This window comes from Cedecea sp. AS113, assembly GCF_037152415.1.
Taxonomy (GTDB): domain Bacteria; phylum Pseudomonadota; class Gammaproteobacteria; order Enterobacterales; family Enterobacteriaceae; genus Cedecea.
In genome coordinates this window covers 37,359-62,168 of the sequence record NZ_JBBCMI010000016.1, presented here as the reverse complement: position 1 = coordinate 62,168, position 24,810 = coordinate 37,359, and the positions used below count along the sequence as shown (strand labels likewise).

The following is a 24,810-nucleotide window of genomic DNA, read 5'->3' as shown; positions in this document are numbered from 1 at the left end:
CTAACATGGGTTTAATGATGAGCTTTATAAAATTCATTGGGTGTGGGTTTATATTCGCTTTGTATTTGATTGGTGTAATATTCATCCCTATTGATCTAAATACAACAACCAAAATAATAAATGCAACAGGCGTTTTATCATTCTTTGTTGTGATATTTAGCCCATGGCATAATTACAGGAAAAGCATTGTTATATTAACATTGGGCCTTTTACTTTTGGGGGCTATAGATCTGATCTGGTATGGAATTTATAAAACCGGTGATGTGATTTACAAAAATGGTTATAGAGGTTATTTAGAAGCAGGAAAGCTTCTGGTTTTTAGTTCATTTACTTTTCTTGCATTAAGCAACATTCGTTTTAGAGTAATATCCAGATTTCATGTGCCGGTTATCTTCCTCACCCAAATAATAATGTTTAGCCGTGCATTTTATCAGTCTTTATATTTGCATTCAGAAAGAATAGCTCTATCAGCGATGGATGGTAACAGTGGCGAAATGGGCGCGGCGACGATTGCAGCTTATGTCGTAACGTTCTTTGGACTATATTCTGCTATTGTTTTTATTAAGTTAGAATCAAAATATAAATGGTTTATCTTTTATGCAAGCTTTGCATTGAGCTTTACAGCAATTATGATGACGGAGACTCGGGCGGCTATTGTTGTCTATCCTGCCATGGTAATAGCTATATTATTCATAGAATATGGCCGACAGAGACAATTTGTAATAAAAAGCTTAAGTGGTTTTCTTGTTTTATTTTTATGCTGCGGATTGTTGTTCAATAAAGAAATTGACAGGCGTTTTAATGAATTGAAAAGTGATGTCTCATTATTTACAAAATCAAACGATAGCATGTCTTCCGTGGGAGCTCGTTTTTCTATGATCCTTGCAGGGTTTAAAAGCGCTCCTCATGGAATAGAATGGCAGTCTCTTGAGCAGCGAGCTGCTAATATTCTTGATTTAAGTAAAAAAGACAGCCGATATGAGGGAGCTGCTCAGTTTCTGAATGTTCATATGCACAATGAAATTGCTGAAGCATTATCTACCAAAGGCATATTTGGTGTCGTATTCTTGGTGATTTTTTATTCTTCGCTAATATATTATTGTATCCGCGAGAAGAAGTATTTATTGTTGGTTTTCCCTGCAACCATTATGCTGTTTGGGATAAGTGATGTTATCACGCACGATAAGCCTATCCCCGCTTCCTGGATAGTATGCCTGCTGCTGTCTGTTTTGTTCTTAAGCAATCAGGACAGAAAAAATATTTAAATGCATTGGGAGTGGATAATATATCCACTCTATTTCATTCTGAAATTGCTTTGAGCTTGCTATTAACATATTCAGGATTAAGTAGTTCTAAATTATTCTTAGGAGAACGGCAAATTTTTTGATTTTTCCCATACCCGCCAATGAGCCCCGGATCTGTCGGTCCGTAAAGCGTTACATTCGGGCGGTCTAATGCTGCGGTAAGATGGCTTAAGCCTGTATCAACGGAAACGACATATTTTGCCCCCGCTAATACTTTAGCCACTTCTTCAAGCGTCATTTTCGGTAAGACGTCTACGAAATCAAACCCTTCAGCCAATCGTTTTGCCCTTGCTTCTTCATGTGGCGCTCCCCATGGAAGCTTAATGCGAATCCCTGAACCCTCCTGCAGGCTAATGAGCTCACGCCAGTGCCTCTCGGGCCAGTGTTTATCATCTCGTGTCGTCGCATGTAAGAATACGGCATATTGGCCATTACCCGCGTTCAGCAAGTTCAGGAAATGCTGCGCAATTGCATAATCGCCCTGCCGATCGGATTGGGTATACCCCAAACTCTTAGCAAAAAGCTCACGTACGCGCTCAACTGCGTGTTGCTGCTTGGCCACGCTGTGTCTTACGTTGTAGAACAGACTGGCTAATGGCTCACGTGCGCTGTTCCAGTCCATGCCGTGCTTGATACCCTGCGCCTTGCGTGTGACCAACGCCGCACTCTTTACGAGCCCCTGGGCGTCGATAATGCAGTCATATTTTCTGGCCTTCAGTGCCTGATAGAATGCTTCACGTTCGGCGCGTGTTTTAGAAGCAAACCAGCTTTTACGCCAGCGACGGATCGCAACCGGAAAGACTTTATCCACGGCGGGGTGCCAGCTCGGAATCTGGGCAAAGCCTTCTTCAACTACCCAGTCGAATTTAATACCTGGAATGGCATGCATCGCATCCGTCAGCGCAGGAAGTGAATGAAGAACATCGCCCATCGAAGACGTTTTAACGAGAAGGACGCGCATTAGTCTTCCTTGCTGCTGGTTAGCAGTTCAGTCAATGTAACCAGCACGCTTTCTGGTGTGATATCGATCAGGCTTTGATGATAGCCCTCAGCGGCATCGCCTTTACGCACTTTATGGTAGCCGCTGATCAAGCGAATAACTCTCGCTTTGTGGGAAAGTGGTGGGGTGAAATCCGGGCTGCTGGGGCCATAAAGTGCGACCAGAGGACGGTTGAGCGCAGCTGCGACATGCATCAGGCCGGAATCATTGGTGACCACACCCTCGCAAGCGGCAAGCAATATCACGGCCTGTTCAAGCTGGGTATCCCCGGCAAGGTTACTGCACCATGCCTGCTGTTCAGTGGTGAGAGCAGCAAGAATCTCTTTACCTGCGTCCTTATCCTTGGCTGAGCCGAAGAGCACAACCTGATAGCCCGCATCGATGAGTTTTGCTGCGAGCGCGGCGTAATGATAGTGCGGCCAACGTTTTGCCGGGCCGAACTCTGCTCCAGGGCAGAAACCAATCATCGGACGCTGTGGATCAAGATTAAAAGCAGCGCAAGTCAGTGTTTTTTCACCTTCACTAACATGTAGTTGAGGCCACAGGAGCGGCTGCGGGAGGTCTTTAGCCGACTGCATTATGCCTTTTTCATAACCCAGGGCGACGTAGCGCTCTACCATCAATGGCCAGGCTTGTTTGTCCAGCTTACGGCTGTCATTCAGCAGGCCGTAACGCATCTCGCCCAACCAACCCGTACGGTGAGGTATGTTGGCAAAAAAAGGCACCAGCGCGGACTTAAACGAGTTTGGCAGAACGTACGCATGGTCATAGCGTTTGTCCCGCAGGCTGCGTCCAAGGCGACGACGCTCTGCGATTTGCAACGCACCGTGACCCAAAGGCATGGCGATGGCTTCGTTCACTTCCTGCATACGCGATAATAGCGGACGGCACCACGCGGGTGCCATCACGTCAATGATCGCCTGGGGATAACGCGCCTTGAGCGTGCGATAAAGACTTTGCGACATCATCATGTCGCCCACCCATGACGGGCCAATCACCAGAATTTTCATGCTTTTCCTGTGCAGCTTATGCGTCGCGATTTAACCATTTCATGTATTCCGCAACCCCTTGGGCAACGGTTTTGAACGGCTTGTCGTAACCCGCAGCGCGCAGATTGGTTAAGTCAGCTTCAGTATAAGCCTGATAGCGACCTTTTAGCTTTTCCGGGAAAGGAATGTACTCGATGCTGCCTTTGTTGTGATACGCCAGCGCTGCGTCTGCCACGGCCTGGAAGGATTCCGCACGACCGGTACCGCAGTTGAAAATACCGGAAACGCCATTTTGCCAGAACCAGAGGTTAACGGCGGCAACATCACCCACATAGATGAAGTCACGCTTGAAGCCGTCGCTGCCTTCAAACAGTTTTGGGTTCTCACCGTTATTCAACTGAGTATTGAGATGGAATGCCACGCTCGCCATGCTGCCTTTGTGGCCTTCGCGCGGCCCGTAGACGTTAAAGTAGCGGAAGCCGGTCACCTGAGAGTTTGCTTCTGGCAGGATCTGGCGAACATATTCATCAAACAGGAATTTTGAGTAACCGTACACGTTTAGCGGCTGTTCATATTCGCGGGATTCGATGAAATCTGCATTGCGCCCGCCGTAGGTGGCGGCAGAAGAGGCATACAGGAACGGAATTTCGCGCTCCAGGCAGTAGTGCAGGATTTCTTTAGAGTACTGATAGTTGTTGTCCATCATGTACTTGCCGTCCCACTCGGTCGTGGACGAGCAAGCCCCTTCATGGAAGATGGCGTCGATATCACCGAACTCTTCCCCGGCCATAATTTGGATCAGGAAGTCTTCCTTATCCATGTAGTCGGTGATGTCCAGATCAACCAGGTTAACAAATTTGGTCCCATCCTTCAGGTTATCTACCACCAGGATATCGCGATAGCCTTTTTCGTTCAGTGACTTAACAATGTTGCTGCCGATCATGCCGGCGCCGCCAGTAACGATAATCATAAATTTAACCTTCAAAAAGTGGGGCTTTCAGGCCATATACCCGATGCGCTAATGGCTCTTATCATACCATTACATTGAAAGACCCGCCTAATGAGCGGAAGTTTTTCACCCTCGTGATTTATCCTGCAAAAATCAGATTCACTGAAGCGTAATCTCGTCTCCTGGTATAGGTTTGGGTAATATATGCCAAAACTTGCCATGCCTGGAGAATCGCGATGCGCGAAGATTTTTACCAACAGCTGACTTCCCAACTCGAAACCGCTCGAGCAGAAGGGCTTTTTAAAGAAGAACGTATTATCACCTCCGCCCAGCAGGCGGACATCACCGTCGCGGACGGTAGCCACGTTATTAACTTCTGCGCCAACAACTATCTGGGTCTTGCTAACCATCCGCAGCTGATTGAAGCGGCTAAACAGGGGATGGATAAACACGGTTTTGGGATGGCTTCGGTCCGCTTTATTTGCGGTACTCAGGACAGCCATAAACAGTTGGAAAGCAAGCTGGCCGATTTCCTGGGAACGGACGATGCGATTCTTTACTCTTCCTGCTTCGACGCCAATGGTGGCCTGTTTGAGACGCTGCTCGGGCCGGAAGATGCCATCATTTCTGACGCACTGAACCATGCCTCAATTATCGACGGTGTGCGCCTGTGTAAAGCACAGCGTTATCGCTATGCCAACAACGATATGCAGGAACTGGAAGCTCGCCTGAAAGAGGCTCGTGCGGCCGGTGCTCGCAATGTGATGATTGCCACCGATGGCGTGTTCTCAATGGACGGTGTGATTGCCAACCTGCAGGGCGTTTGCGATCTGGCGGATAAGTACAATGCGCTGGTTATGGTCGATGACTCCCACGCCGTGGGCTTTGTTGGTGCCAATGGGCGCGGTACGCACGAATACTGCGATGTCATGGACCGGGTTGATATTATTACCGGCACGCTGGGTAAAGCGCTGGGCGGTGCTTCTGGTGGCTATACCGCAGGTCGCAAAGAAGTTATCGAATGGCTTCGCCAGCGTTCCCGTCCTTACCTTTTCTCAAATTCACTCGCGCCAGCCATTGTTTCCGCCTCTATCAAGGTACTGGAAATGCTGGAGTCAGGCGAAGAGCTGCGTGAGCGTCTGTGGTCAAATGCTCGTCTGTTCCGTGAAAAAATGAGCGCTGCCGGATTTACGCTTGCAGGTGCAGATCACGCCATTATTCCAGTGATGCTTGGTGAAGCAGTTGTGGCGCAAAACTTTGCGCGCGAGCTGCAAAAAGAAGGTATTTATGTCACCGGTTTCTTCTACCCGGTGGTGCCAAAAGGTCAGGCGCGTATTCGCACCCAAATGTCGGCGGCGCATACTCCTGAGCAAATTGAACGTGCGGTAGATGCGTTTACGCGCATCGGTAAGCAATTAGGCGTTATCGCTTAAGGGAGCGGTCATGAAAGCATTAGCAAAACTGAAGGCGGAAGAAGGCATCTGGATGACGGATGCTCCCAAGCCGGAAATGGGTCATAACGATCTGCTGATCAAAATTCGTAAAACGGCGATTTGCGGGACCGACGTCCATATTTACAACTGGGACGAATGGTCGCAAAAAACCATTCCTGTTCCTATGGTTGTGGGCCACGAATACGTGGGTGAAGTGGTCGGCATAGGCCAGGAAGTGAAAGGCTTCAAGATTGGCGATCGCGTTTCCGGCGAAGGGCACATCACCTGTGGACACTGTCGTAACTGCCGTGGTGGGCGTACCCACCTGTGCCGTAACACTACCGGCGTGGGTGTGAACCGCCCTGGCTGTTTTGCTGAGTATTTGGTTATCCCGGCGTTTAATGCGTTCAAGATCCCGGACAATATCTCAGACGACCTGGCTTCCATCTTCGACCCGTTCGGCAACGCAGTGCACACGGCACTTTCGTTCGACCTGGTGGGCGAAGATGTGCTGGTCTCCGGCGCGGGCCCTATCGGGATCATGGCGGCGGCAGTAGCAAAGCATGTCGGTGCGCGTAACGTAGTGATTACCGACGTGAACGAATACCGCCTCGAGCTGGCGCGTGAAATGGGAATCACTCGTGCGGTCAACGTCAGCAAAGAAAGCCTGCAGGACGTGATGAGCGAGCTGGGGATGACCGAAGGGTTTGACGTGGGTCTGGAGATGTCCGGCGCACCACCGGCGTTCCGCACCATGCTTGACACCATGAATCACGGTGGCCGTATTGCGATGCTGGGGATCCCGCCGTCAGATATGTCTATCGACTGGACCAAAGTTATCTTTAAGGGGTTGTTTATTAAAGGCATCTATGGCCGCGAGATGTTTGAAACCTGGTACAAGATGGCCGCCCTGATTCAGTCTGGCCTGGATCTGTCCCCGATTATCACCCACCGCTTCTCTATTGATGAGTTCCAGAAAGGCTTTGACGCGATGCGCTCCGGGCAGTCCGGCAAAGTTATCCTGAGCTGGGATTAATCATTGAACCAGAGGGCATCGCGCCCTCTGGTTTTTCAATCAGGCCTGTTTGGCCCAACCCTGCCACTGATGCTGGAGATATTTCACCAGCGCGCTTTGGGCAATACTTTCACTGATGACTTTAAAGTAGGTGGTGGCGTACACCGGCTCAAGAGGCTGTTTCGGTTTACACACCTTCACGCCACGGAACGGGTTACGCGGCGGTGGCAGTTTCCCCGGCTGAGTATTATTCGGCGTTGAGGTATCTACCTGTGGCTCATTAAGCAGGCTGCTCGGCCGCACCAGCGTGATGTCCGGTGGCAGGTTGTACACCATCTGCTGGAGGACACGAACCGTTGAGGGGTGGGGGTGACCGATGGCGATTGCTGACCCGGTTTTGCGAGCAAGCTGGATAGCGCGATTGAACTGAAAGCGGATATCCGCTTCGTTCTGAGTATCGTCGAGGAACACTTTCCGCTTAATCACTTTGACGCGAGTGCCGGCCGCGGCGCGCGTGGCCTGGCTGTTACCGATGGTCATGCTGTCCAGGAAATAGAGATTGTACTGCTCCAGCGACAGCATCACTTTTTGCATACCGAACAGGCTGGAGGTCATCGCGCTGCCCATATGGTTATTCATCCCAACTGCATAAGGGACTTTGTTCACCGCGTCGCGGATAATTCTCTCGATTTCGCTGCTGCTCATGTCCGGGCGGAGCGTATCTTTCTCTAGCGGTTGTTTGCTAAGTGGCGCCATCGGCAGATGGATCAGAACTTCGTGCCCGGCATTATGGGCTTTAGTGGCCATTTCGCGAGCGTGTGGTGCGTTGGGTAGCACGGCGACAGAGACGTTAGTCGGCAGGGCCAGAACCTGGTTTTCCTGTTGAGGACGATAGCCGAAGTCGTCGATGACGATTGAGAGCTTACCGGCCCACGCGGAGGTTGCCAGCATTAGCCCGCTGGCGGCGGCGAAAAAAACGGTGCGGAACTGAGGCAAAACTTATCTTCCCAACCACGGTTGTGGATTCACTGCCTGGCCCTGGCGACGAATTTCGAAATAGAGTGACGGACGGCCCTGGCCGCCACTGCTACCGACCAGTGCAATAGGTTGTCCGGCACGTACCTGGGTGCCGACGCTGACCAACGCGCTCTGGTTGTAGCCGTAGAGACTCATATCGCCTTTACCGTGTTCAATGACGACAACAAGACCATAGCCCTGAAGCCAGTCGGCAAGGATCACGCGTCCGTCGGCAATGGCTTTAACTTCTGTGCCTTCTGACGCCGCAATAACGATACCTTTCCAACGTAGTTCACCTTGCAGCTGTTCGCCATAGCGATGCAGTAACGAACCGCGAACCGGCCAGTATGCCTGCCCACGTGGCGCACCCAGGCCACCTGTTCTCGACATTAATGAACGTTCGCTTTCGGTTGGCTTGTATGTTGTGCCTTTGTTGGAGGCTTCCTGCTGTTTATTACGAACCTGCTCTGCTTCGCGTGCCTCACGCTCGGCTCGAGCTTTTGCCGCTGCTTCTGCACGGGCTATCTGATTTTGTAAGCGCGTCTGGTTCTGGCGCATCTCACTCAGCTTCTGCTGATCCTGCTGAATGGAGGATTCCAGGCCTGCCAGCGTCTTTTTGCGTTCGTTGCGGGCGCTCTCCAGCTTGGCCTGTTGCGCCTGCTGGTCATACAGCAAGGTTTGCTGCTCGCTTTGCTTACTTTCCAGCTCGGTTTTCTGCTGTGCGGCTTCTGCTTTGGTCTGTGTTAACGCTTCGATAGTCTGCTGACGCGCAGCATTAAGGTAACCGAAATAGGCCTGCAGGCGCTGGCCACGCTGGCTTTCTTCGCCGCTAAGAATCAACTGAATACCAGTATGCTGACCCTGACGAAACGCCGCATCTAGCTGAGCAGCCAGGTTACGTTCCTGGGTTGCCTGCTGTTTTTGCAGTTTGGCGAGGGAGTTGTTCAGCGTCGCGATTTGATTGTTTAAATCGGCGAGGGTGTTCTGGGTTTCGCGCAGCTTACGGCTGGCCGCGGAAATCGCTTCTTCCTGAGCTTTGAGCTGAGCGAGTAAAACGGAGCGTTGCTGCTGCTGCTGACGCACCGCACGCTCTTTGGCAGCGATATCCTGTTGAATGGATTGCAGCTGCTGCTTGTCGTCAGCGTGGCTGGAAAAAGGCCATAACAACACGCCAGCGCTAAACACGCTGGCGTAGATAACGGGCTTCACAGCCCATGTCTTTGAAAAAATCGCCTTTCCCCTCATGGGGAGGGATTATTCCACGATGAACAGCGGCTTGCCAGTCATCTCGTGCGGGATTTCCATTCCCATCAGGCTCAACATGGTTGGCGCGATGTCCGAAAGCTTGCCGCCAGCGACAGCTTTCAGGTTTTTTTCACCCACATAGATCAGCGGGACCGGCAGGCTGGTGTGCGCGGTATGGGCCTGGCCGGTAGCCGGGTCGCGCATTTGCTCAGCGTTACCGTGATCTGCAGTGATCAACAGCTGACCGCCAACGGCCTCAACGGCTTTAACCACCTGAGCGACACAGTTGTCGAGGGCTTCAACGGCGGAAATCGCAGCATCATAGACGCCGGTGTGGCCAACCATGTCACCGTTCGGGTAGTTGCAGATGATGGTGTCGTACTTGCCGCTGTTGATGGCACTCAGCAGCTTATCGGTCAGTTCAGCAGAGCTCATTTCAGGCTGCAAATCGTAGGTCGCCACTTTCGGAGAATTCACCAGGACGCGATCTTCACCCGCGAACGGCTCTTCAACGCCGCCGTTGTAGAAGAAGGTCACGTGAGCGTATTTCTCGGTTTCGGAGATGCGTAACTGAGTTTTATTGTGTTTCGCCATCCACTCACCGAAAGTATTGGTCAGTGACGCTGGTGGGTAAGCGCAGGCCGTTTTAATGTCTGCGGCATATTCAGTCAGCATCACGAAGTCGCCAAACTGCACCACTTTTTTGCGGCTGAAGCCGTCGAAATCGCCGTTAACAAAGGCGCGAGTGATCTGGCGGGCACGGTCAGCACGGAAGTTCATGAAGATTAATGCATCGCCGTCGTTCATAGCAGATTCGGCTTCACCTGCGGCGCGAATCACGGTTGGCTTAACGAATTCATCGTTTTCGTCACGAGCGTAAGCGGCTTCCAGACCAGCAACCGCATTGTCTGCCTGGAATTCCCCTTTGGCCTGAGTCATCAGGTCGTAAGCCAGCTCAACGCGATCCCAGCGGTTGTCGCGGTCCATAGCGTAGTAACGGCCAATCAGGGTGGCAACGCGGCCTTTGCCCAGCTCAGCGAACTTGTCGGCAAATTTCTTCAGGGAAGACTCTGCGCTGCGTGGCGGCGTGTCACGGCCATCAAGGAAAGCATGCAGATAAATAGCTTCAGCGCCTCGCTCGGCCGCCAGCTCGATCATCGCCAGAATATGGTCTTCATGGCTGTGAACGCCACCGGGAGAAACCAGACCCATGATATGTACCGCTTTACCGGCGGCAACGGCTTTGTCTACCGCACAGGTCAGGACCGGGTTAGCAAAGAAAGCACGTTCTTTAATTTCAACGTCCAGGCGAGTCAGATCCTGGTAGACGATGCGGCCGGCACCGAGGTTGACGTGGCCCACTTCGGAGTTACCCATTTGCCCGTCTGGCAGGCCGACTTCCAGGCCTGATGCGTTGATCAGGGTATGCGGGCGCTGGGCCCACAGGCTATCCATCACCGGCGTTTTAGCATTAAGAATCGCGTTATCCTGCTGCTCTTCGCGGTGGCCATAGCCATCGAGAATGACCAGGACCATAGGTTTTTTAGTAACCGACATTGCAACAACCTCTGAGTCTAAGACAAAATTTGCGTAATTTTACTACAGCCGATCCGGGCGAATAGCCGCAGAAGATCAAAGAAAGAGGTTGGATAGCGATCGGATTTCATCAGTCTGGTTCTTTTTTTCCGTAACAGCCCGCAGAATCCACATAACATTATTCAGACTGGCTGTAATTGCCACAACGCGAAGGTATACTCCCCACCTGGTTTTCTCATCATTACTTAGTCGGGAGTTATTACCCCCCATGCAAGAAATTATGCAATTCGTTGGTCGCCACCCCATACTTAGTCTGGCGTGGGTTGGCCTGCTGGCCGCGGTACTTTTCATGACCTTTAAAGGCCTGGCCTCTAAAGTTAAAGTGATCACTCGTGGTGAAGCTACTCGCTTAATTAACAAAGAAGATGCGGTGGTGGTTGATGTGCGCCAGCGTGACGACTTCCGTAAAGGCCACATTGCAAATTCACTGAACGTGCTGCCAACTGAAATCAAAAACGGCAACTTGGGTGAACTTGAAAAGCATAAAGCGAAGCCCATTATTGTGGTATGCGCTAACGGTGTTTCTTCACAAGAATCAGCGGCTTTGTTGCACAAGGCTGGTTTTGAGCAGGTTGCGCTGCTAAAAGAAGGTATTGCCGGCTGGAGCGGGGAAAACCTGCCGCTGGTTCGCGGTAAATAATCTGGAAAACTGAGGTAAACCATGGCGAATATTGAGATCTATACCAAAGCGACTTGTCCTTTTTGCCACCGTGCAAAAGCCCTGCTGAACGAAAAAGGCGTGGCGTTTCAGGAATTACCTATTGATGGTGATGCCGCTAAGCGGGAAGAGATGATCAAACGCAGTGGTCGCACCACGGTACCGCAGATTTTTATTGACGCACAGCACATTGGCGGTTGCGATGACTTGTACGCACTGGATGCGCGTGGTGGACTCGATCCCCTGCTGAGCTAGTGCGGTTTGTCTGCCGTGTATCGCAGAGTAAGGACGTTTAAATTTAAGGGTTAACAATGTCAGAACAAAACAATACAGAAATGGGTTTCCAGATTCAGCGTGTTTACACCAAGGATGTCTCTTTCGAAGCACCTAACGCACCGCACGTTTTCCAGAAAGACTGGCAGCCGGAAGTAAAACTGGATCTGGATACTGCATCCAGCCAACTGGCTGAAAATGTTTATGAAGTTGTGCTGCGCGTAACCGTGACCGCTACGCTGGGTGAAGACACCGCTTTCCTGTGTGAAGTTCAGCAGGCGGGTATCTTCTCCGTTGACGGTATCGAAGGCACGCAGCTGGCGCATTGCCTGGGCGCATACTGCCCGAACATTCTGTTCCCATATGCGCGTGAATGTATCACTAGCCTGGTTTCTCGCGGCACTTTCCCGCAGCTGAACCTTGCACCGGTTAACTTCGATGCGTTGTTCATGAATTATCTGCAGCAGCAAGCTGGCGAAGGTGCTGAAAACCATCAGGATGCCTGATGAACAGCCTTAATGCTTCAATGACTGTTATCGGTGCCGGCTCTTACGGCACCGCTCTTGCAATCACCCTTGCGAGAAATGGCCACCACGTTGTGTTGTGGGGTCATGATGCCAAACATATTGCCACGCTGCAGGCCGATCGCTGCAATGCGGCTTTCCTGCCCGATGTCCCTTTTCCCGACACTTTACATCTTGAGAGTGATTTAGCCCTAGCGCTGGCCGCCAGCCGTAATATTCTGGTGGTTGTACCGAGCCATGTGTTTGGGCAAGTGTTGCGCCAAATCAAGCCGCTGATGCGCCCGGATGCACGTATTGTGTGGGCGACAAAAGGTCTGGAAGCTGAAACGGGTCGTCTACTGCAGGATGTTGCCCGTGAGGCGCTGGGGGATGATGTTCCCCTGGCCGTCATTTCTGGCCCAACATTCGCGAAAGAGCTGGCAGCAGGTTTACCGACGGCGATTGCGCTTGCGGCAACCGATGACCCGTTTGCGGATGACCTCCAACATCTTCTGCACTGCGGTAAAAGCTTCCGTGTCTACAGCAATCCTGATTTCATCGGCGTTCAGCTTGGCGGTGCGGTTAAAAACGTTATCGCTATTGGCGCAGGGATGTCGGACGGCATCGGGTTTGGCGCCAATGCGCGTACCGCGCTTATCACCCGTGGTCTCGCGGAGATGACTCGCCTTGGCAGCGCGCTCGGTGCTTCGCCGGAAACCTTTATGGGCATGGCCGGCTTGGGCGATCTGGTGCTGACCTGTACCGACAACCAGTCCCGCAACCGTCGCTTTGGCATGATGCTCGGTCAGGGAATGGATGTAGATGGAGCACAGCAAAAGATTGGCCAGGTGGTTGAAGGCTATCGCAATACCAAAGAAGTGCGCGAGCTGGCGGCTCGGGTAGGCGTCGAAATGCCAATAACCGAGGAAATTTATCAGGTATTGTATTGCGGAAAAAATGCGCGCGAGGCAGCATTAACGTTGCTTGGTCGTACTCGTAAGGATGAACGAAGCGGCAAATGAAGGATCGCTTAATACACCGCAATAACTGAAACGTCCCGACCCTGGTGTCGGGCGTTGTTTTTCTGTCTGGAGAGAGCAATGTCGTCTGAAGAACTGGATTTGGTGTGGAGCAATATTAAAGCCGAAGCGCGAGCGCTTGCGGATTGTGAACCCATGTTGGCCAGTTTTTATCATGCGACGCTCCTCAAGCACGATAATCTTGGAAATGCGCTCAGCTACATGTTGGCCAATAAGCTGGCTTCGCCGATTATGCCGGCCATTGCCATTCGCGAAGTGGTTGAAGAGGCCTACGCTGCCGATCCGCAGATGATTGCCTCTGCCGCTTGCGACATCCAGGCGGTGCGTACGCGTGACCCCGCGGTAGACAAGTATTCAACGCCGCTGCTTTATCTTAAAGGCTTCCATGCGCTGCAGGCGTATCGCATTGGCCATTGGCTTTGGCTGCAGGGGCGACAGGCGCTGGCTATCTTCTTGCAGAACCAGGTCTCCGTCTCTTTCCAGGTTGATATTCACCCTGCGGCAAAAATTGGGTGCGGGATTATGCTTGACCATGCCACCGGGATTGTCATTGGTGAGACTGCGGTCGTCGAAAACGATGTGTCTATTCTGCAATCGGTCACGCTGGGCGGTACCGGTAAAACCAGTGGCGATCGCCATCCGAAAATCCGCGAAGGCGTAATGATTGGTGCGGGTGCCAAGATCCTCGGCAATATTGAGGTTGGAACCGGCGCAAAAATTGGCGCAGGCTCCGTCGTGCTCCAGCCTGTTCCGCCGCATACAACGGCAGCTGGCGTGCCGGCGCGAATCGTGGGTACGCCGGGAAGTGACAAGCCAGCGATAGATATGGATCAGCACTTCAACGGCGCAGGCTTTGAATACGGCGACGGCATTTAGCTTCTGAGAACAGCGCCCTGATACCCTAGCTGGCGCCAGGCTTCATAGACCACTACGGACACCGAGTTAGAGAGGTTCATGCTGCGGCTGTCCGGCATCATGGGAATGCGAATCTTTTGTTCTGGCGGCATGGCGTTCAGTATCTCAGCGGGTAGCCCGCGAGTTTCCGGGCCAAACATCAAATAATCTCCAGCCTGATAGCTCACAGCACTGTGGGCGGGTGTTCCTTTGGTTGTTAAAGCAAACAGGCGCTGAGGGTTTTCGGCTTCCAGAAAGGCGTTATAGTCGCGATGGCGCAGCACTGTCGTAAATTCGTGATAATCCAGCCCGGCGCGACGCAGGCGTTTATCATCCCAGGGAAAGCCCATTGGCTCGATGATGTGCAGGCGGAAACCAGTGTTGGCGCACAGGCGGATAATGTTCCCGGTATTGGGCGGAATTTCTGGCTCAAACAAAACGATATTTAACATACAACCCCCATCAACTAGGGGCGCAGAATAGCAAAATAGCGCCTGAGCAGAAATGAAAACAGGCTCCGTAGAGCCTGGTATTGCGAATGTTTATCCTGTTTGTCAGCGGTGATAAAGCGGCAGCCAGAGCGTCAGACGCAGGCCGCCCAGCGGGCTGTCGTCAGCTTTTACCCAGCCACGATGCTGCTGCACGGCGGTTTCCACGATAGCCAGACCGAGACCTGTCCCCCCCGACTCGCGATCGCGCGCTTCATCCGTACGATAAAACGGACGGAAAATCTGCTCTCTGTCTTCCGGACTGACGCCCGGGCCGTCATCGTCAACGGTGACGGTAATGCCCTGATTATCGACGGAGAAATTCACAGCTATCTTGGTGTGCGAGTAACGCAGAGCATTGCGAACAATATTCTCCAGCGCACTTTCCAGGGCATTTGGGTTACCGTACATCAGCCACGGACCCGGCGGATAGGTGACTTCCAACGACTTACCCATTTGCTCTGCTTCAAACGCAGCGTTATCCAGCATTTCTGCCCAGATTTGGTTCGCTTTCATTGTTTCGCTGACCAGCGCATTTTTTTGCTGATTGCGCGACATCACCAGCAGGTCATTAATCATGCCGTCCAGACGCTGGGCTTCTGTTTCTATGCGCCCCAACTCTTTGCTTTCACCGCTGCGGCGACGCAGTAGCGCGGTTCCAAGCTGCAGGCGGGTCAGCGGCGTGCGGAGTTCATGGGAGATATCCGACAACAACCTCTGCTGCGCCGTCATCATTCGCTCCAACGCAGTCACCATTTGGTTGAAGCTCGCGCCCGCGGCCTGGAATTCCTGTGGCCCAGCCTCGAGTTCTGGATGCTGGCGTAGGTTGCCCTGGGCGACTTCATCTGCTGCATTCTTGAGCTTGCGGGCAGGTTTCGCGAGGCTCCAGGCCAGCCAAAGTAATAGCGGAGAACTTACCAGCATGGTGACAATTAGCAGTAGTAAAGGCCGGTCGAACAGCAGGTTGATAAAGTCAGATTGAGAGCTGCTGGCCGGGCGAATCAGGTAAAGTTGGTAGTTATCTTCACCATCTCGCACCGAAAATGGGCCAACCAGCTCAACTCGCCCATATTTCTTTTTCTGGGGATGATCGGCGTTATCGGACTGGCCGATAAAGTTACGGATGATCTGCATTTCGTTGCGTTGGGCGCCAATGACGCGCCCTTCGCTGGTGACCAGCAGCAAACGCTGGCCTGGAGGTGCCCATTTGTCGATGGCACGGAACAGACGCCGCCACCACATCAAATCATTCGGTGGATCGGTTGCCAGTTCAGCTTCGACGTGTTGCTCAATCATGTAGCCCTGACGTTGCTCATTTTCCATCAGCTCGGTCATCTGGCGTGAATCCAGCTTCGGCAGCATCAAAACTAACATCAGTACCAGAGCCAGTGTCAGCCAGAAGATGGCAAAAATGCGCGCGGTAAGGCTACTTATCATGAAGCGGAAACCATCAGATAGCCGCGACCACGTAAGGTTTTAAACCACGGATGACCGTCTTTGCGATCCGGCAATTTACGACGCAAGTTGGAAATATGCATGTCTATGGCGCGGTCGAACGGTGTTAAGCGTTTACCCAATACTTCCTGGCTCAGATGTTCACGAGAAACCACCTGGCCCAGATGCTGAGCGAGGAGATACAGCAGCGTAAACTCTGTGCCGGTTAAGTCCAGCGCTTGTCCGTCGAAACTCGCTTCCTGGCGGCCTGGATTGAGGCTCAGCCCATCGACTTCTACCGTCGGTGAACTGCTGTCGCTGTTTTGTTGCTGCTCGCTCCAGTGTGAACGACGCAGGATGGCGCGAATACGGGCGACCAGCTCACGATCGTTAAAGGGTTTTGGTAAGTAGTCATCGGCACCCAGCTCAAGGCCGAGTACACGGTCAAGTTCGCTACCGCGAGCGGTAAGCATAATGACGGGTGTCTGGTGTGTCTGGCGAAGTTCTTTCAACGTATCAATACCGTTTTTCTTGGGCATCATTACGTCAAGCAATAACAGGTCGATGCTGTCGTCCAGAAGCGTCAACGCTTGCTCACCATCGTGAGCAACAATCACGTCAAAACCTTCCATGTCGAGCAATTCCTTTAGCAGGGAAGTCAGCTCTCGGTCATCATCAACTAACAGGATTTTATTCATTGTGAAATTACCTCCGAGGCAGAAATTACGTCATCAAGGCGCGCTAATCCATGACTTTACGTTGTTTTACACCCCCTGACGCTAGTTTGCAGCGGGAATCGTAGACTGGCTCTCGTTGAATCGCAGCACACACAGATTTCGGGAGCAAGTGATGCGCAATGTTACCGCTGTCGTCATGGCCTCAACACTGGCATTGATCTCTTTAGCCAGCTCGGCCGATGATTTGCCGACCGGCGTTAACTGGCCACAAAGCGATAATCTGGCAAAACGAAACAACGCTCAGAACCACATGTTTGACGGCATAAGTTTGACTGAGCAACAGCGCCAACAGATGCGAGATCTTATGCACCGGGCAAGGCATGATAGCCCACCCGTTAATGTTAGCGAAATGGAGATCATGCATCGTCTGATCACCGCCGATAAATTTGATGAAGTGGCAGTGAAAGCTCAGGCTGAAAAAATGGCACAAGAACAGGTTGCCCGCCAGGTCGAGATGGCAAAAGTACGCAACCAAATGTACCACTTACTCAGTCCGGAACAGCAAGCCGCTTTAAATGAGAAACACCAGCAGCGCATGGACCATCTCCGTGAACTGTCGGAACTGCAGCAGGGGGTTTCGCTGCAGGCCATGAGTAGTAGCAGTACCCGTAGTAACCAGTAACAAACCCTGTTTTCCTTGCCATAGACACCATCCCTGTCTTCCCCGCCTCACCAGGCGGGTTTTTTTTGCCTGACGCTCAGGTCTGATCCGCTATACTACCGGCATTCACCTGCGGGAGCCCCCATGAATCAACAATATGGGCAGCTGGTTAGCCGGGCTGCAATCGCGGCGACCGTCATGGCGTCGTTGCTACTTTTAATAAAAATTTTCGCCTGGTGGTATACCGGCTCGGTCAGTATTCTGGCGGCGCTGGTGGACTCACTGGTCGATATCGCAGCTTCATTGACGAACTTGCTTGTGGTGCGTTATTCACTCCAGCCAGCAGACGAAGAACATACATTCGGTCACGGCAAAGCGGAATCGCTGGCCGCTCTCGCACAAAGCATGTTCATCTCAGGCTCGGCCCTGTTCCTGTTTTTAACCGGTATTCAGCATCTGGCTGACCCTTCACCGATGAAAGATCCTGGCATTGGCGTGGCGGTGACGATTGTGGCACTGATAAGCACCTTAGTTTTGGTGACCTTCCAGCGCTGGGTGGTACGAAAAACACAAAGCCAGGCCGTCCGGGCCGATATGCTTCATTATCAGTCTGATGTTATGATGAATGGCGCAATTCTTATTGCGCTGGCCCTTTCCTGGTACGGTTGGCATCGTGCTGATTCGCTGTTTGCTTTGGGTATTGGCGTGTACATTTTGTATAGCGCGCTGCGAATGGGTTATGAAGCCGTGCAATCGCTGCTTGATCGGGCGTTACCAGACGAGGAACGTCAGGCTATTATTGATATCGTGAACGCGTGGCCCGGTGTCAGAGGGGCTCACGATCTCCGAACGCGGCAGTCAGGGCCGACCCGCTTTATACAGCTTCATATTGAGATGGAAGATAATTTACCGCTGGTTCAGGCGCATGTTGTGGCTGAACAGGTGGAGCAGGCGATTCTGCAGCGTTTCCCAGGATCGGATGTGATTATCCACCAGGATCCTTGCTCTGTTGTTCCGACGGGACGGCAGGGGCATTTCGAGCTTTAGTTTTACGTTGGAAAGTTGGCGCTGACTGGCAGTTTTTGCATAATGTACCGCCATTTGGCCTGACCTGAATCAATTCAGCTGGGAGCCGTTGTTATACTATTTGGGCAGCGTCGAAGTTTCGGATTGCCCGCAGCGTTTTCCGGCAACAGGATTAATTTTGCTTTCAAAGTTCAGAGGTAGTCATGATCAAAAAAATTGGTGTGTTGACGAGTGGCGGTGATGCGCCGGGCATGAACGCGGCTATCCGCGGTGTGGTGCGTGCAGCGCTGTCAGAAGGTTTGGAAGTTATGGGTGTCTATGATGGCTACCTGGGTCTGTACGAAGATCGCATGGTGCAGCTGGACCGCTACAGCGTGTCCGACATGATCAACCGTGGCGGTACATTCCTCGGCTCCGCTCGCTTCCCTGAGTTCCGCGATGAAAACATTCGCGCCGTGGCTATCGAAAACCTGAAAAAACGCGGCATTGATGCGCTGGTGGTTATTGGCGGTGACGGTTCTTACATGGGGGCGATGCGCCTGACCGAAATGGGCTTCCCTTGCATCGGCCTGCCGGGCACCATCGATAACGATATTAAAGGTACCGATTACACCATCGGTTACTTCACTGCGCTGGAAACCGTGGTTGAAGCGATTGACCGCCTGCGCGATACCTCCTCTTCACACCAGCGTATCTCCATCGTTGAAGTGATGGGGCGTTACTGCGGCGACCTGACCCTGGCTGCGGCTATCGCCGGCGGCTGTGAGTTTGTGGTGCTGCCGGAAGTTGAATTCAGCCGTGAAGATCTGGTGGCAGAAATCAAAGCCGGGATTGCGAAAGGTAAGAAACACGCCATTGTGGCTATTACCGAGCACATTTGCGATGTTGATGAACTGGCTAAATACATCGAAACCGAAACCAAACGCGAAACCCGTGCTACCGTTCTGGGCCACATCCAGCGCGGTGGTTCCCCGGTAGCGTATGACCGTATTCTGGCATCCCGTATGGGGGCTTACTCCATCGAGCTGCTGCTACAGGGCTTCGGCGGCCGCTGCGTCGGTATTCAGAACGAAAAACTGGTTCACCATGACATCATCGACGCGATTGAAAACATGAAGCGTCCGTTCAAAGGTGACTGGCTGGATTGCGCTAAAAAGCTGTATTAATCCAGATAGCTGTCAGTAAAAACCGGGCATGGCCCGGTTTTTTATTGCCTGTTATATCGCCAAAAGTTATAGCCAATCTTTTTTTATTCTTTAATCCTTGAAATAGTTTCTGGCAGGCTGGTCGCATCAAACTTCATAAAGAGAGCGTGCGATGAACAAGTGGGGCGTGGGTTTAACATTACTTTTGGCTTCTGGTGGCGTACTGGCGAAGGATATTCAGTTACTCAACGTGTCTTACGATCCGACTCGTGAACTGTATGAAGAATACAACAAAGCGTTCAGTGCTCACTGGAAGCAGCAAACCGGTGATACGGTCACCGTGCGCCAGTCACACGGCGGATCCGGGAAGCAGGCAACGTCGGTCATTAATGGCATTGAAGCCGACGTCGTAACCCTGGCGCTGGCCTATGACGTTGATGCCATCGCCGAGCGCGGGCGCATTGATAAAAACTGGATCAAGCGCCTGCCAGACAACTCTGCGCCATATACATCCACCATCGTATTCCTGGTGCGCAAAGGCAACCCTAAACAAATTCATGACTGGAACGACCTGATCAAACCGGGTGTGTCTGTCATCACGCCAAACCCGAAAAGCTCCGGCGGCGCGCGTTGGAACTATTTAGCGGCGTGGGGTTATGCGCTGCACCATAACAATAACGATCAAGCGAAAGCACAGGACTTCGTTAAAGCCTTATTCAAAAACGTAGAGGTGTTGGACTCCGGTGCCCGTGGTTCGACCAACACCTTTGTTGAGCGCGGCATTGGTGATGTGCTGATTGCGTGGGAAAACGAGGCGTTACTGGCTACCAATGAGTTGGGCAAAGACAAATTTGAGATTGTGACCCCGAGCGAATCTATTCTTGCGGAACCGACTGTGTCCGTTGTGGACAAGGTTGTTGAGAAGAAAGGGACTCAGGCCGTGGCAGAAGCATACCTGAAGTATCTCTACTCACCTGAAGGCCAGGAGATTGCGGCGAAGAATTACTATCGTCCGCGCGATCCTGAAGTCGCGAAGAAATACGAAAAAGAATTCCCGAAACTGAAGCTCTACACGATAGATGAAGAGTTTGGCGGCTGGGCAAAAGCACAGCAGGATCACTTCTCCAACGGCGGCAGTTTCGACCAAATCAGCAAGCGTTAACGTTAAATGGCCCTGCGGGGCCATTTTTGTTTCCACGGTCTGACATTTACTCGCAGAATATCTTCCCGTAGAGTGCTGAAAAACTCTACAGGAGACAGGTATGTCGCTCTGGTTGTCGGACCCTCTAATCCTGCCCGGCATTATTATCCTTATCACCATTGTCCTTTGGGCCACTTCTGCCCTCCCGGAATACCTGACTGCACTGTTATTTTTTGCCGCGGCGATGGTGGCAAAGATAGCCCCGGCCGAGGTGATTTTTAGTGGTTTTGCCTCGTCGGCCTTCTGGCTGGTGTTCAGCGGTTTTGTGCTGGGGATTGCGATTCGCAAAACGGGTTTGGCCGATCGAGTTGCGCGGGCGCTGTCCGCCCGGCTGACCGACTCCTGGCTACATATGGTCGGCAGCGTCGTGCTTCTAAGCTATGCGCTGGCATTTGTTATGCCTTCAAATATGGGGCGCATTGCCCTGTTGATGCCGATTGTTGCGGCGATGGCGAAAAGAGCGTCCATCGGCGACGGCACCCGCGCCTGGTACGGTCTGGCGCTGGCCGTGGGGTTTGGCACTTTCCAGCTCTCGGCGACGATCTTACCGGCGAATGTGCCGAATCTGGTGATGAGCGGAGCGGCGGAAGGGTCTTATGGCCTGCATCTTAACTATCTGCCTTATTTGCTGCTGCACACTCCGGTGCTTGGCATTCTGAAAGGATTAGTGCTGATAGGCCTGATTGCCTGGCTATTTCCTGGCAAACCGCTGCCGCCAAAGCAAATTGAGAGTCCAGGGCCGATGAGCCCTGAAGAAAAACGGCTGGCGTGGCTGCTGGTCGTTGTGCTCGGGCTGTGGGTGACGGAAAGCTGGCACGGCATTGGTCCTGCATGGATAGGGCTGATTGCCGCCTGTGTGACGCTGTTACCGCGAGTGGGGTTTATCTCCGGCGAAGAGTTTGCCAGCGGGGTGAATGTGCGTACCTGCTTCTATGTGGCGGGCATTTTGGCGCTGGCCACGACTGTGACGCATATCGGTCTTGGGGCACTTGTGGGCGAGAAGCTAATGGCGATTATGCCACTGGATGCCAGCAGGCCGTTCACCAGCTTTGCCGCGCTAACCGGTATCACCAGCCTGCTCAACTTCATCGTCACTGCGAACGGCGTTCCCGCGCTCTATACCACTTTTGCCGAAAGCTTCTCACAGGCGACCGGTTTTCCACTTTTGTCGGTGATTATGATTCAGGTGCTGGGTTACTCAACGCCGCTTCTGCCGTATATGGCGTCGCCGATTGTGGTGGCGATGGGGTTGGGAAAAGTCCCGGCAAGGGAAGGGATGAAGCTTTGCCTGGCGCTGGCCGTGGTGACGTTTTCGATTTTGCTACCGCTGGACTATGGCTGGTTCCAACTGCTGCACAAACTCTAAAAAAACGGCTCCGCAAGCGGAGCCGTTCATCAATATTATTGGCGTGATTACGCTTTTTTCGCTTCAGCTGCTGCTTTAACGATAACCGCGAAAGCGTCAGCTTTCAGGGATGCACCACCAACCAGCGCGCCGTCAATGTCTGGCTGAGCAAACAGCTCTGCTGCGTTTTTATCGTTAACGGAGCCGCCGTACTGGATGATCACTTGCTCAGCCACTTTCGCGTCAGCTTTAGCAATGTGATCACGGATAAATTTGTGTACCGCCTGAGCCTGAGCTGGGGTTGCAGATTTACCGGTACCGATAGCCCAGATTGGTTCGTAAGCGATTACCGCACCTTCGAATGCTGTTGCGCCCTGAGTTTTCAGCACGGCGTCGATCTGGCGTGCACAAACTTCTTCGGTTTTGCCCGCTTCGTTTTCAGCTTCGCTTTCACCGATGCACAGAACTGGCACCAGGCCTGCTGCTTTCAGCACGGCGAATTTCTTAGCGATGAACTCATCAGACTCAGCGTGATAGGTACGACGCTCAGAGTGACCGATGATGATGTATTTAGCACCGATATCTTTCAGCATCTCTGCAGAAACTTCACCGGTAAACGCGCCGGACAGGTTAACGTCTACGTTCTGCGCGCCAAGAATGATGTGGCTACCGGAAGCAGCGTGTTTCGCCAGGTCCAGGTACATGGTTGGTGGGGCGATAGCCACGCCGCAGCCTTCCACGCCAGACAGCTCTTTACGCAGGTTAGCAACAAGCTCGTTAACCATGTGTTTGCTGCCGTTCAGTTTCCAGTTACCCATCACTAAAGGATGTCGCATTTTAATTCTCCACGCGGTAAGCAATAAAAAGAATCACTGCCCGTCGGGCAGCTTGGTCTGTGAAACAGTATAGAGAGTCGGCGGGCGAAAGGCTTTGCTTTTTGTCATTTATTCGCCGCTGTTTAGCGTCTCAGATAGCGTTAGCTTAATCGGTTCAACGGCGAAAGTTAGCCCCTTTTCGCCGTTATCTGCCACGACATAGCGAATAGCACCGTCGTTCTGCGCGAAATAGCGTTTATTTTTGCCGTCGCTGAGTAGTTTGGTCAGCTTCTGCTGGCTTTGCGCTTTGGAAAGCGTTGGCGTGAAGCTGCGGATGATCGCAGCCATGTATTCCAGCGCTTTGCCACGGGCGGCTTTTTGCTCCGGCCCCTGAATGGGGAGCCAGGTTATCTGCATCGACTTAATTTTTAGGGTGCCGAGTTCCAGTGCCACAGAAGCATAAAGGTTTTCGTTGATCTTGGTAGCGGCGCGGGTCAGATTGGCTTTGTCACGGCTCTTCTCCACGGCGCGAAATTCGTTCAGCGGTAGCGACGGATTATCAATATCAAATTTGCCACGAAACTGGGTAATGGTCAGATCGAAAGTGGGTGCGCCGGGGAGCAGATAAGGCGCCGCCGGAAGCTGAGAAACTGCGTCTGACGCAGGATCTGCCCGGCTCACCGCCAAAGGCAGCGCCAGCAGCACGAGGGCAGGCAGCAGGTATTTCATCGACACACTTCTCCTGATGGGTTCATCATCCCGATTAAATCGGCAATCCGTTGGCTTGTCAAAACGGGCGGTGACCAGGGTACACTACGCCGCGATAAAATAATAAGGACCTTACCCATGACCATACAGCAATGGTTGTTCTCTTTTAAAGGGCGTATTGGACGCCGCGATTTTTGGATTTGGATCGGCGCGTGGATAGTCGGGCTGGTTATTCTGTTTACCCTGGCCGGGGCCGAAATCATGCCGTATTCCACGGCGGGCTTCTTCCTCACCGGCTCGCTGATTCCAACTGCGGCGGTGATTGTGAAGCGCCTGCATGACAGGGATAAAAAAGGCTGGTGGGCGTTGCTCTTTATTCCTGCCTGGCTGCTGGTGGCAGGCAACTGGGAAACCTTTGGCACCCTGTGGCAGTGGGGATTGGGGCGTTTTATCCCGACGCTGATTTTCGTCATGGTGCTGATGGACCTGGGCGCTTTTATTGGCACCCAGGGTGAAAACCGTTTCGGGAAAGAGACCAGCGAAGTTAAATTCCGCTGATTTACCAGTAATGCTCGGCGGTCATGTGGCCAGGCCTGCGGCGCAGATGTTTGGCCATCTGCCGGGTATCTTTCAAGAGCTGTTGCGTGTCACGCACCATTTGCGGGTTACCGCATAGCATCACATGGCTGGTTTCAATATCCATCGGTAAACCAACGGCGGCCTCCAGCTCACCGCTTTCTATCAGCGCCGGAACACGCCCGGTGAGCGAACCTGCGACCGTTTCGCGGCTGACCACGGTTTGAATACGCAGTTTGCCCTGGTAGCGTTCTTGTAGTTCAAGCATCAGCGGCAGATAGCTTAAATCGTTGGCATAGCGGACCGCATGGAGCAGCACGATATTCTCAAAACGTTCAAGGTCTTTGCCTTCCTGCAGGATTGAAAGATAAGGCCCCAGCGCGGTGCCGGTCGCCAGCATCCAGAGTGTTTTGCACTCAGGAATTTCTTCCAGAACAAAGAACCCGGCGGCTTCGCTTACCAGCTGCACTTCATCGCCAGGCTTGAGCGCATGCAGACGTGGGCTGAGTTTCCCTTCGGGAACGGTGACCAGATAGAACTCGAGATCGGGATTACTGGGGGCATTCACGTAGGAGTAGGCGCGCTGTACGCGTTCGCCGTCAATTTCCAGCCCAAGCTTGGTAAATTGCCCGGCGGTAAACGCATGCACCGGCGCATGAACCGTCAGGCTGAAGAGAGAATCCGTCCAGTTTTGAACTCTGGTAACTTTACCTGTAACCCACTCCGCCATGTTGTACTCCCGTCGTTGCTTTTTACCTATCTTCACCAGAATGTGGCAGCATTTCCAGCCCAAACGAGCCGGAAAGCTCGAACCAACA

26 protein-coding genes are annotated in these 24,810 nt (G+C 52.5%); 14 read left to right on the top strand and 12 right to left on the bottom strand.

All coding sequences use genetic code 11. The features are described 5' to 3' along the window. Positions 1-14: 14 nt before the first annotated feature. Complete coding sequence (locus WFN87_RS17710; protein WP_336989465.1) at positions 15-1,265, top strand: O-antigen ligase family protein; 1,251 nt, start codon at positions 15-17, stop codon at positions 1,263-1,265. Positions 1,266-1,299: 34 nt separating this feature from the next. On the opposite strand, the gene rfaC is transcribed toward WFN87_RS17710, so the two are convergent. From rfaC to rfaD, 3 genes are read right to left on the bottom strand one after another with little or no spacing between them, the layout of a single operon-like run. Beyond that, positions 1,300-2,265, bottom strand: coding sequence for a lipopolysaccharide heptosyltransferase RfaC (gene rfaC / locus WFN87_RS17705; RefSeq protein ID WP_336983472.1), 966 nt, complete (start codon positions 2,263-2,265; stop codon positions 1,300-1,302). Continuing rightward, positions 2,265-3,314 carry an ADP-heptose--LPS heptosyltransferase RfaF gene (gene rfaF / locus WFN87_RS17700; protein ID WP_336983473.1) on the bottom strand — a complete coding sequence of 350 codons (1,050 nt, stop codon included), beginning with the start codon at positions 3,312-3,314 and terminating at the stop codon, positions 2,265-2,267. The genes rfaC and rfaF overlap by 1 nt, the downstream gene beginning before the upstream one ends. Before the next feature lie 16 nt (positions 3,315-3,330). Next, positions 3,331-4,263, bottom strand: a complete 933-nt coding sequence (gene rfaD / locus WFN87_RS17695; RefSeq protein WP_336983474.1) for an ADP-glyceromanno-heptose 6-epimerase — start codon at positions 4,261-4,263, stop codon at positions 3,331-3,333. 215 nt (positions 4,264-4,478) lie between these two features. Here rfaD and kbl point away from each other — a divergent pair, with 215 nt between their 5' ends. Further along, positions 4,479-5,675: a glycine C-acetyltransferase gene (gene kbl, locus WFN87_RS17690; RefSeq protein ID WP_166995775.1), complete on the top strand. Its 1,197-nt coding sequence runs from the start codon at positions 4,479-4,481 to the stop codon at positions 5,673-5,675. Positions 5,676-5,685: 10 nt separating this feature from the next. After that, the gene (gene tdh / locus WFN87_RS17685) at positions 5,686-6,711 is read left to right on the top strand and encodes an L-threonine 3-dehydrogenase (RefSeq protein ID WP_008457475.1); all 1,026 of its coding nucleotides are present in this window, start codon (positions 5,686-5,688) and stop codon (positions 6,709-6,711) included. A gap of 39 nt (positions 6,712-6,750) precedes the next feature. Here tdh and WFN87_RS17680 read toward each other — a convergent pair whose 3' ends face one another. Genes WFN87_RS17680 through gpmM form a run of 3 tightly spaced genes read right to left on the bottom strand, consistent with a single transcriptional unit; the run spans position 6,751 to position 10,509 of the window. Then, a complete protein-coding gene (locus WFN87_RS17680; RefSeq protein WP_336983490.1) occupies positions 6,751-7,641 on the bottom strand; it encodes a divergent polysaccharide deacetylase family protein in 891 nt (296 codons plus the stop codon). A 48-nt stretch (positions 7,642-7,689) separates the two neighbouring features. Continuing rightward, positions 7,690-8,952 (bottom strand): murein hydrolase activator EnvC, encoded by a 1,263-nt coding sequence (envC, locus tag WFN87_RS17675; protein ID WP_336983475.1) that lies wholly within the window; start codon positions 8,950-8,952, stop codon positions 7,690-7,692. A gap of 9 nt (positions 8,953-8,961) precedes the next feature. After that, the gene (gene gpmM, locus WFN87_RS17670) at positions 8,962-10,509 is read right to left on the bottom strand and encodes a 2,3-bisphosphoglycerate-independent phosphoglycerate mutase (RefSeq protein ID WP_336709070.1); all 1,548 of its coding nucleotides are present in this window, start codon (positions 10,507-10,509) and stop codon (positions 8,962-8,964) included. A gap of 247 nt (positions 10,510-10,756) precedes the next feature. Between gpmM and WFN87_RS17665 the strand changes: the two genes are divergently transcribed. The 5 genes from WFN87_RS17665 to cysE all read left to right on the top strand — a co-directional run bounded on the left by WFN87_RS17665 (position 10,757) and on the right by cysE (position 13,898). Next, positions 10,757-11,188, top strand: coding sequence for a rhodanese-like domain-containing protein (locus tag WFN87_RS17665; RefSeq protein ID WP_166995768.1), 432 nt, complete (start codon positions 10,757-10,759; stop codon positions 11,186-11,188). A gap of 21 nt (positions 11,189-11,209) precedes the next feature. Beyond that, positions 11,210-11,461 carry a glutaredoxin 3 gene (gene grxC / locus WFN87_RS17660; RefSeq protein WP_008457480.1) on the top strand — a complete coding sequence of 84 codons (252 nt, stop codon included), beginning with the start codon at positions 11,210-11,212 and terminating at the stop codon, positions 11,459-11,461. A 56-nt stretch (positions 11,462-11,517) separates the two neighbouring features. Further along, complete coding sequence (gene secB / locus WFN87_RS17655; RefSeq protein ID WP_008457481.1) at positions 11,518-11,985, top strand: protein-export chaperone SecB; 468 nt, start codon at positions 11,518-11,520, stop codon at positions 11,983-11,985. Beyond that, positions 11,985-13,004 (top strand): NAD(P)H-dependent glycerol-3-phosphate dehydrogenase, encoded by a 1,020-nt coding sequence (gpsA, locus tag WFN87_RS17650; protein WP_336983476.1) that lies wholly within the window; start codon positions 11,985-11,987, stop codon positions 13,002-13,004. The genes secB and gpsA overlap by 1 nt, the downstream gene beginning before the upstream one ends. A gap of 78 nt (positions 13,005-13,082) precedes the next feature. Beyond that, a complete protein-coding gene (gene cysE, locus WFN87_RS17645; RefSeq protein ID WP_008457483.1) occupies positions 13,083-13,898 on the top strand; it encodes a serine O-acetyltransferase in 816 nt (271 codons plus the stop codon). Here cysE and trmL read toward each other — a convergent pair. The 3 genes from trmL to cpxR all read right to left on the bottom strand — a co-directional run bounded on the left by trmL (position 13,895) and on the right by cpxR (position 16,536). Continuing rightward, complete coding sequence (trmL, locus tag WFN87_RS17640) at positions 13,895-14,368, bottom strand: tRNA (uridine(34)/cytosine(34)/5-carboxymethylaminomethyluridine(34)-2'-O)-methyltransferase TrmL (RefSeq protein WP_008457484.1); 474 nt, start codon at positions 14,366-14,368, stop codon at positions 13,895-13,897. The two genes, cysE and trmL, sit on opposite strands and share 4 nt — an antisense overlap. Positions 14,369-14,470: 102 nt before the next feature. Beyond that, positions 14,471-15,841, bottom strand: a complete 1,371-nt coding sequence (gene cpxA, locus WFN87_RS17635; RefSeq protein WP_008457485.1) for an envelope stress sensor histidine kinase CpxA — start codon at positions 15,839-15,841, stop codon at positions 14,471-14,473. Next, a complete protein-coding gene (gene cpxR, locus WFN87_RS17630; protein WP_008457487.1) occupies positions 15,838-16,536 on the bottom strand; it encodes an envelope stress response regulator transcription factor CpxR in 699 nt (232 codons plus the stop codon). The genes cpxA and cpxR overlap by 4 nt, the downstream gene beginning before the upstream one ends. Before the next feature lie 151 nt (positions 16,537-16,687). On the opposite strand from cpxR, the gene cpxP reads away from it, so the two are divergent. The 5 genes from cpxP to WFN87_RS17605 all read left to right on the top strand — a co-directional run bounded on the left by cpxP (position 16,688) and on the right by WFN87_RS17605 (position 21,914). Next, positions 16,688-17,197, top strand: coding sequence for a cell-envelope stress modulator CpxP (cpxP, locus tag WFN87_RS17625; RefSeq protein ID WP_336983477.1), 510 nt, complete (start codon positions 16,688-16,690; stop codon positions 17,195-17,197). A 123-nt stretch (positions 17,198-17,320) separates the two neighbouring features. Then, positions 17,321-18,223: a CDF family cation-efflux transporter FieF gene (fieF, locus tag WFN87_RS17620; RefSeq protein ID WP_008457498.1), complete on the top strand. Its 903-nt coding sequence runs from the start codon at positions 17,321-17,323 to the stop codon at positions 18,221-18,223. Between the two features lie 182 nt (positions 18,224-18,405). Beyond that, complete coding sequence (gene pfkA / locus WFN87_RS17615; protein ID WP_008457500.1) at positions 18,406-19,368, top strand: 6-phosphofructokinase; 963 nt, start codon at positions 18,406-18,408, stop codon at positions 19,366-19,368. A 151-nt stretch (positions 19,369-19,519) separates the two neighbouring features. Continuing rightward, positions 19,520-20,509, top strand: coding sequence for a sulfate ABC transporter substrate-binding protein (locus WFN87_RS17610; RefSeq protein WP_008457502.1), 990 nt, complete (start codon positions 19,520-19,522; stop codon positions 20,507-20,509). A 100-nt stretch (positions 20,510-20,609) separates the two neighbouring features. Further along, positions 20,610-21,914, top strand: a complete 1,305-nt coding sequence (locus WFN87_RS17605) for an SLC13 family permease (protein WP_336983478.1) — start codon at positions 20,610-20,612, stop codon at positions 21,912-21,914. Positions 21,915-21,961: 47 nt separating this feature from the next. Here WFN87_RS17605 and tpiA read toward each other — a convergent pair whose 3' ends face one another. Further along, positions 21,962-22,729, bottom strand: coding sequence for a triose-phosphate isomerase (gene tpiA / locus WFN87_RS17600; protein ID WP_336983479.1), 768 nt, complete (start codon positions 22,727-22,729; stop codon positions 21,962-21,964). A gap of 108 nt (positions 22,730-22,837) precedes the next feature. Further along, the gene (locus WFN87_RS17595) at positions 22,838-23,437 is read right to left on the bottom strand and encodes a DUF1454 family protein (protein WP_166879449.1); all 600 of its coding nucleotides are present in this window, start codon (positions 23,435-23,437) and stop codon (positions 22,838-22,840) included. Positions 23,438-23,554: 117 nt separating this feature from the next. On the opposite strand from WFN87_RS17595, the gene WFN87_RS17590 reads away from it, so the two are divergent. Then, positions 23,555-23,974, top strand: a complete 420-nt coding sequence (locus WFN87_RS17590; RefSeq protein WP_336983480.1) for a DUF805 domain-containing protein — start codon at positions 23,555-23,557, stop codon at positions 23,972-23,974. 1 nt (position 23,975) lies between these two features. Here the strand turns inward: WFN87_RS17590 and fpr are convergent, their stop codons facing one another. Next, positions 23,976-24,722: a ferredoxin--NADP(+) reductase gene (fpr, locus tag WFN87_RS17585; RefSeq protein ID WP_008457514.1), complete on the bottom strand. Its 747-nt coding sequence runs from the start codon at positions 24,720-24,722 to the stop codon at positions 23,976-23,978. Positions 24,723-24,810 lie beyond the last annotated feature (88 nt).

Bases quoted from the DNA above. Each gene is read 5' to 3' on its own strand.
- WFN87_RS17710 (WP_336989465.1), top strand. From the start codon at position 15: ATGATGAGCTTTATAAAATTCATTGGGTGTGGGTTTATATTCGCTTTG.
- rfaC (WP_336983472.1), bottom strand. From the start codon at position 2,265: ATGCGCGTCCTTCTCGTTAAAACGTCTTCGATGGGCGATGTTCTTCAT.
- rfaF (WP_336983473.1), bottom strand. From the start codon at position 3,314: ATGAAAATTCTGGTGATTGGCCCGTCATGGGTGGGCGACATGATGATG.
- rfaD (WP_336983474.1), bottom strand. From the start codon at position 4,263: ATGATTATCGTTACTGGCGGCGCCGGCATGATCGGCAGCAACATTGTT.
- kbl (WP_166995775.1), top strand. From the start codon at position 4,479: ATGCGCGAAGATTTTTACCAACAGCTGACTTCCCAACTCGAAACCGCT.
- tdh (WP_008457475.1), top strand. From the start codon at position 5,686: ATGAAAGCATTAGCAAAACTGAAGGCGGAAGAAGGCATCTGGATGACG.
- WFN87_RS17680 (WP_336983490.1), bottom strand. From the start codon at position 7,641: ATGCTGGCAACCTCCGCGTGGGCCGGTAAGCTCTCAATCGTCATCGAC.
- envC (WP_336983475.1), bottom strand. From the start codon at position 8,952: ATGAGGGGAAAGGCGATTTTTTCAAAGACATGGGCTGTGAAGCCCGTT.
- gpmM (WP_336709070.1), bottom strand. From the start codon at position 10,509: ATGTCGGTTACTAAAAAACCTATGGTCCTGGTCATTCTCGATGGCTAT.
- WFN87_RS17665 (WP_166995768.1), top strand. From the start codon at position 10,757: ATGCAAGAAATTATGCAATTCGTTGGTCGCCACCCCATACTTAGTCTG.
- grxC (WP_008457480.1), top strand. From the start codon at position 11,210: ATGGCGAATATTGAGATCTATACCAAAGCGACTTGTCCTTTTTGCCAC.
- secB (WP_008457481.1), top strand. From the start codon at position 11,518: ATGTCAGAACAAAACAATACAGAAATGGGTTTCCAGATTCAGCGTGTT.
- gpsA (WP_336983476.1), top strand. From the start codon at position 11,985: ATGAACAGCCTTAATGCTTCAATGACTGTTATCGGTGCCGGCTCTTAC.
- cysE (WP_008457483.1), top strand. From the start codon at position 13,083: ATGTCGTCTGAAGAACTGGATTTGGTGTGGAGCAATATTAAAGCCGAA.
- trmL (WP_008457484.1), bottom strand. From the start codon at position 14,368: ATGTTAAATATCGTTTTGTTTGAGCCAGAAATTCCGCCCAATACCGGG.
- cpxA (WP_008457485.1), bottom strand. From the start codon at position 15,841: ATGATAAGTAGCCTTACCGCGCGCATTTTTGCCATCTTCTGGCTGACA.
- cpxR (WP_008457487.1), bottom strand. From the start codon at position 16,536: ATGAATAAAATCCTGTTAGTTGATGATGACCGAGAGCTGACTTCCCTG.
- cpxP (WP_336983477.1), top strand. From the start codon at position 16,688: ATGCGCAATGTTACCGCTGTCGTCATGGCCTCAACACTGGCATTGATC.
- fieF (WP_008457498.1), top strand. From the start codon at position 17,321: ATGAATCAACAATATGGGCAGCTGGTTAGCCGGGCTGCAATCGCGGCG.
- pfkA (WP_008457500.1), top strand. From the start codon at position 18,406: ATGATCAAAAAAATTGGTGTGTTGACGAGTGGCGGTGATGCGCCGGGC.
- WFN87_RS17610 (WP_008457502.1), top strand. From the start codon at position 19,520: ATGAACAAGTGGGGCGTGGGTTTAACATTACTTTTGGCTTCTGGTGGC.
- WFN87_RS17605 (WP_336983478.1), top strand. From the start codon at position 20,610: ATGTCGCTCTGGTTGTCGGACCCTCTAATCCTGCCCGGCATTATTATC.
- tpiA (WP_336983479.1), bottom strand. From the start codon at position 22,729: ATGCGACATCCTTTAGTGATGGGTAACTGGAAACTGAACGGCAGCAAA.
- WFN87_RS17595 (WP_166879449.1), bottom strand. From the start codon at position 23,437: ATGAAATACCTGCTGCCTGCCCTCGTGCTGCTGGCGCTGCCTTTGGCG.
- WFN87_RS17590 (WP_336983480.1), top strand. From the start codon at position 23,555: ATGACCATACAGCAATGGTTGTTCTCTTTTAAAGGGCGTATTGGACGC.
- fpr (WP_008457514.1), bottom strand. From the start codon at position 24,722: ATGGCGGAGTGGGTTACAGGTAAAGTTACCAGAGTTCAAAACTGGACG.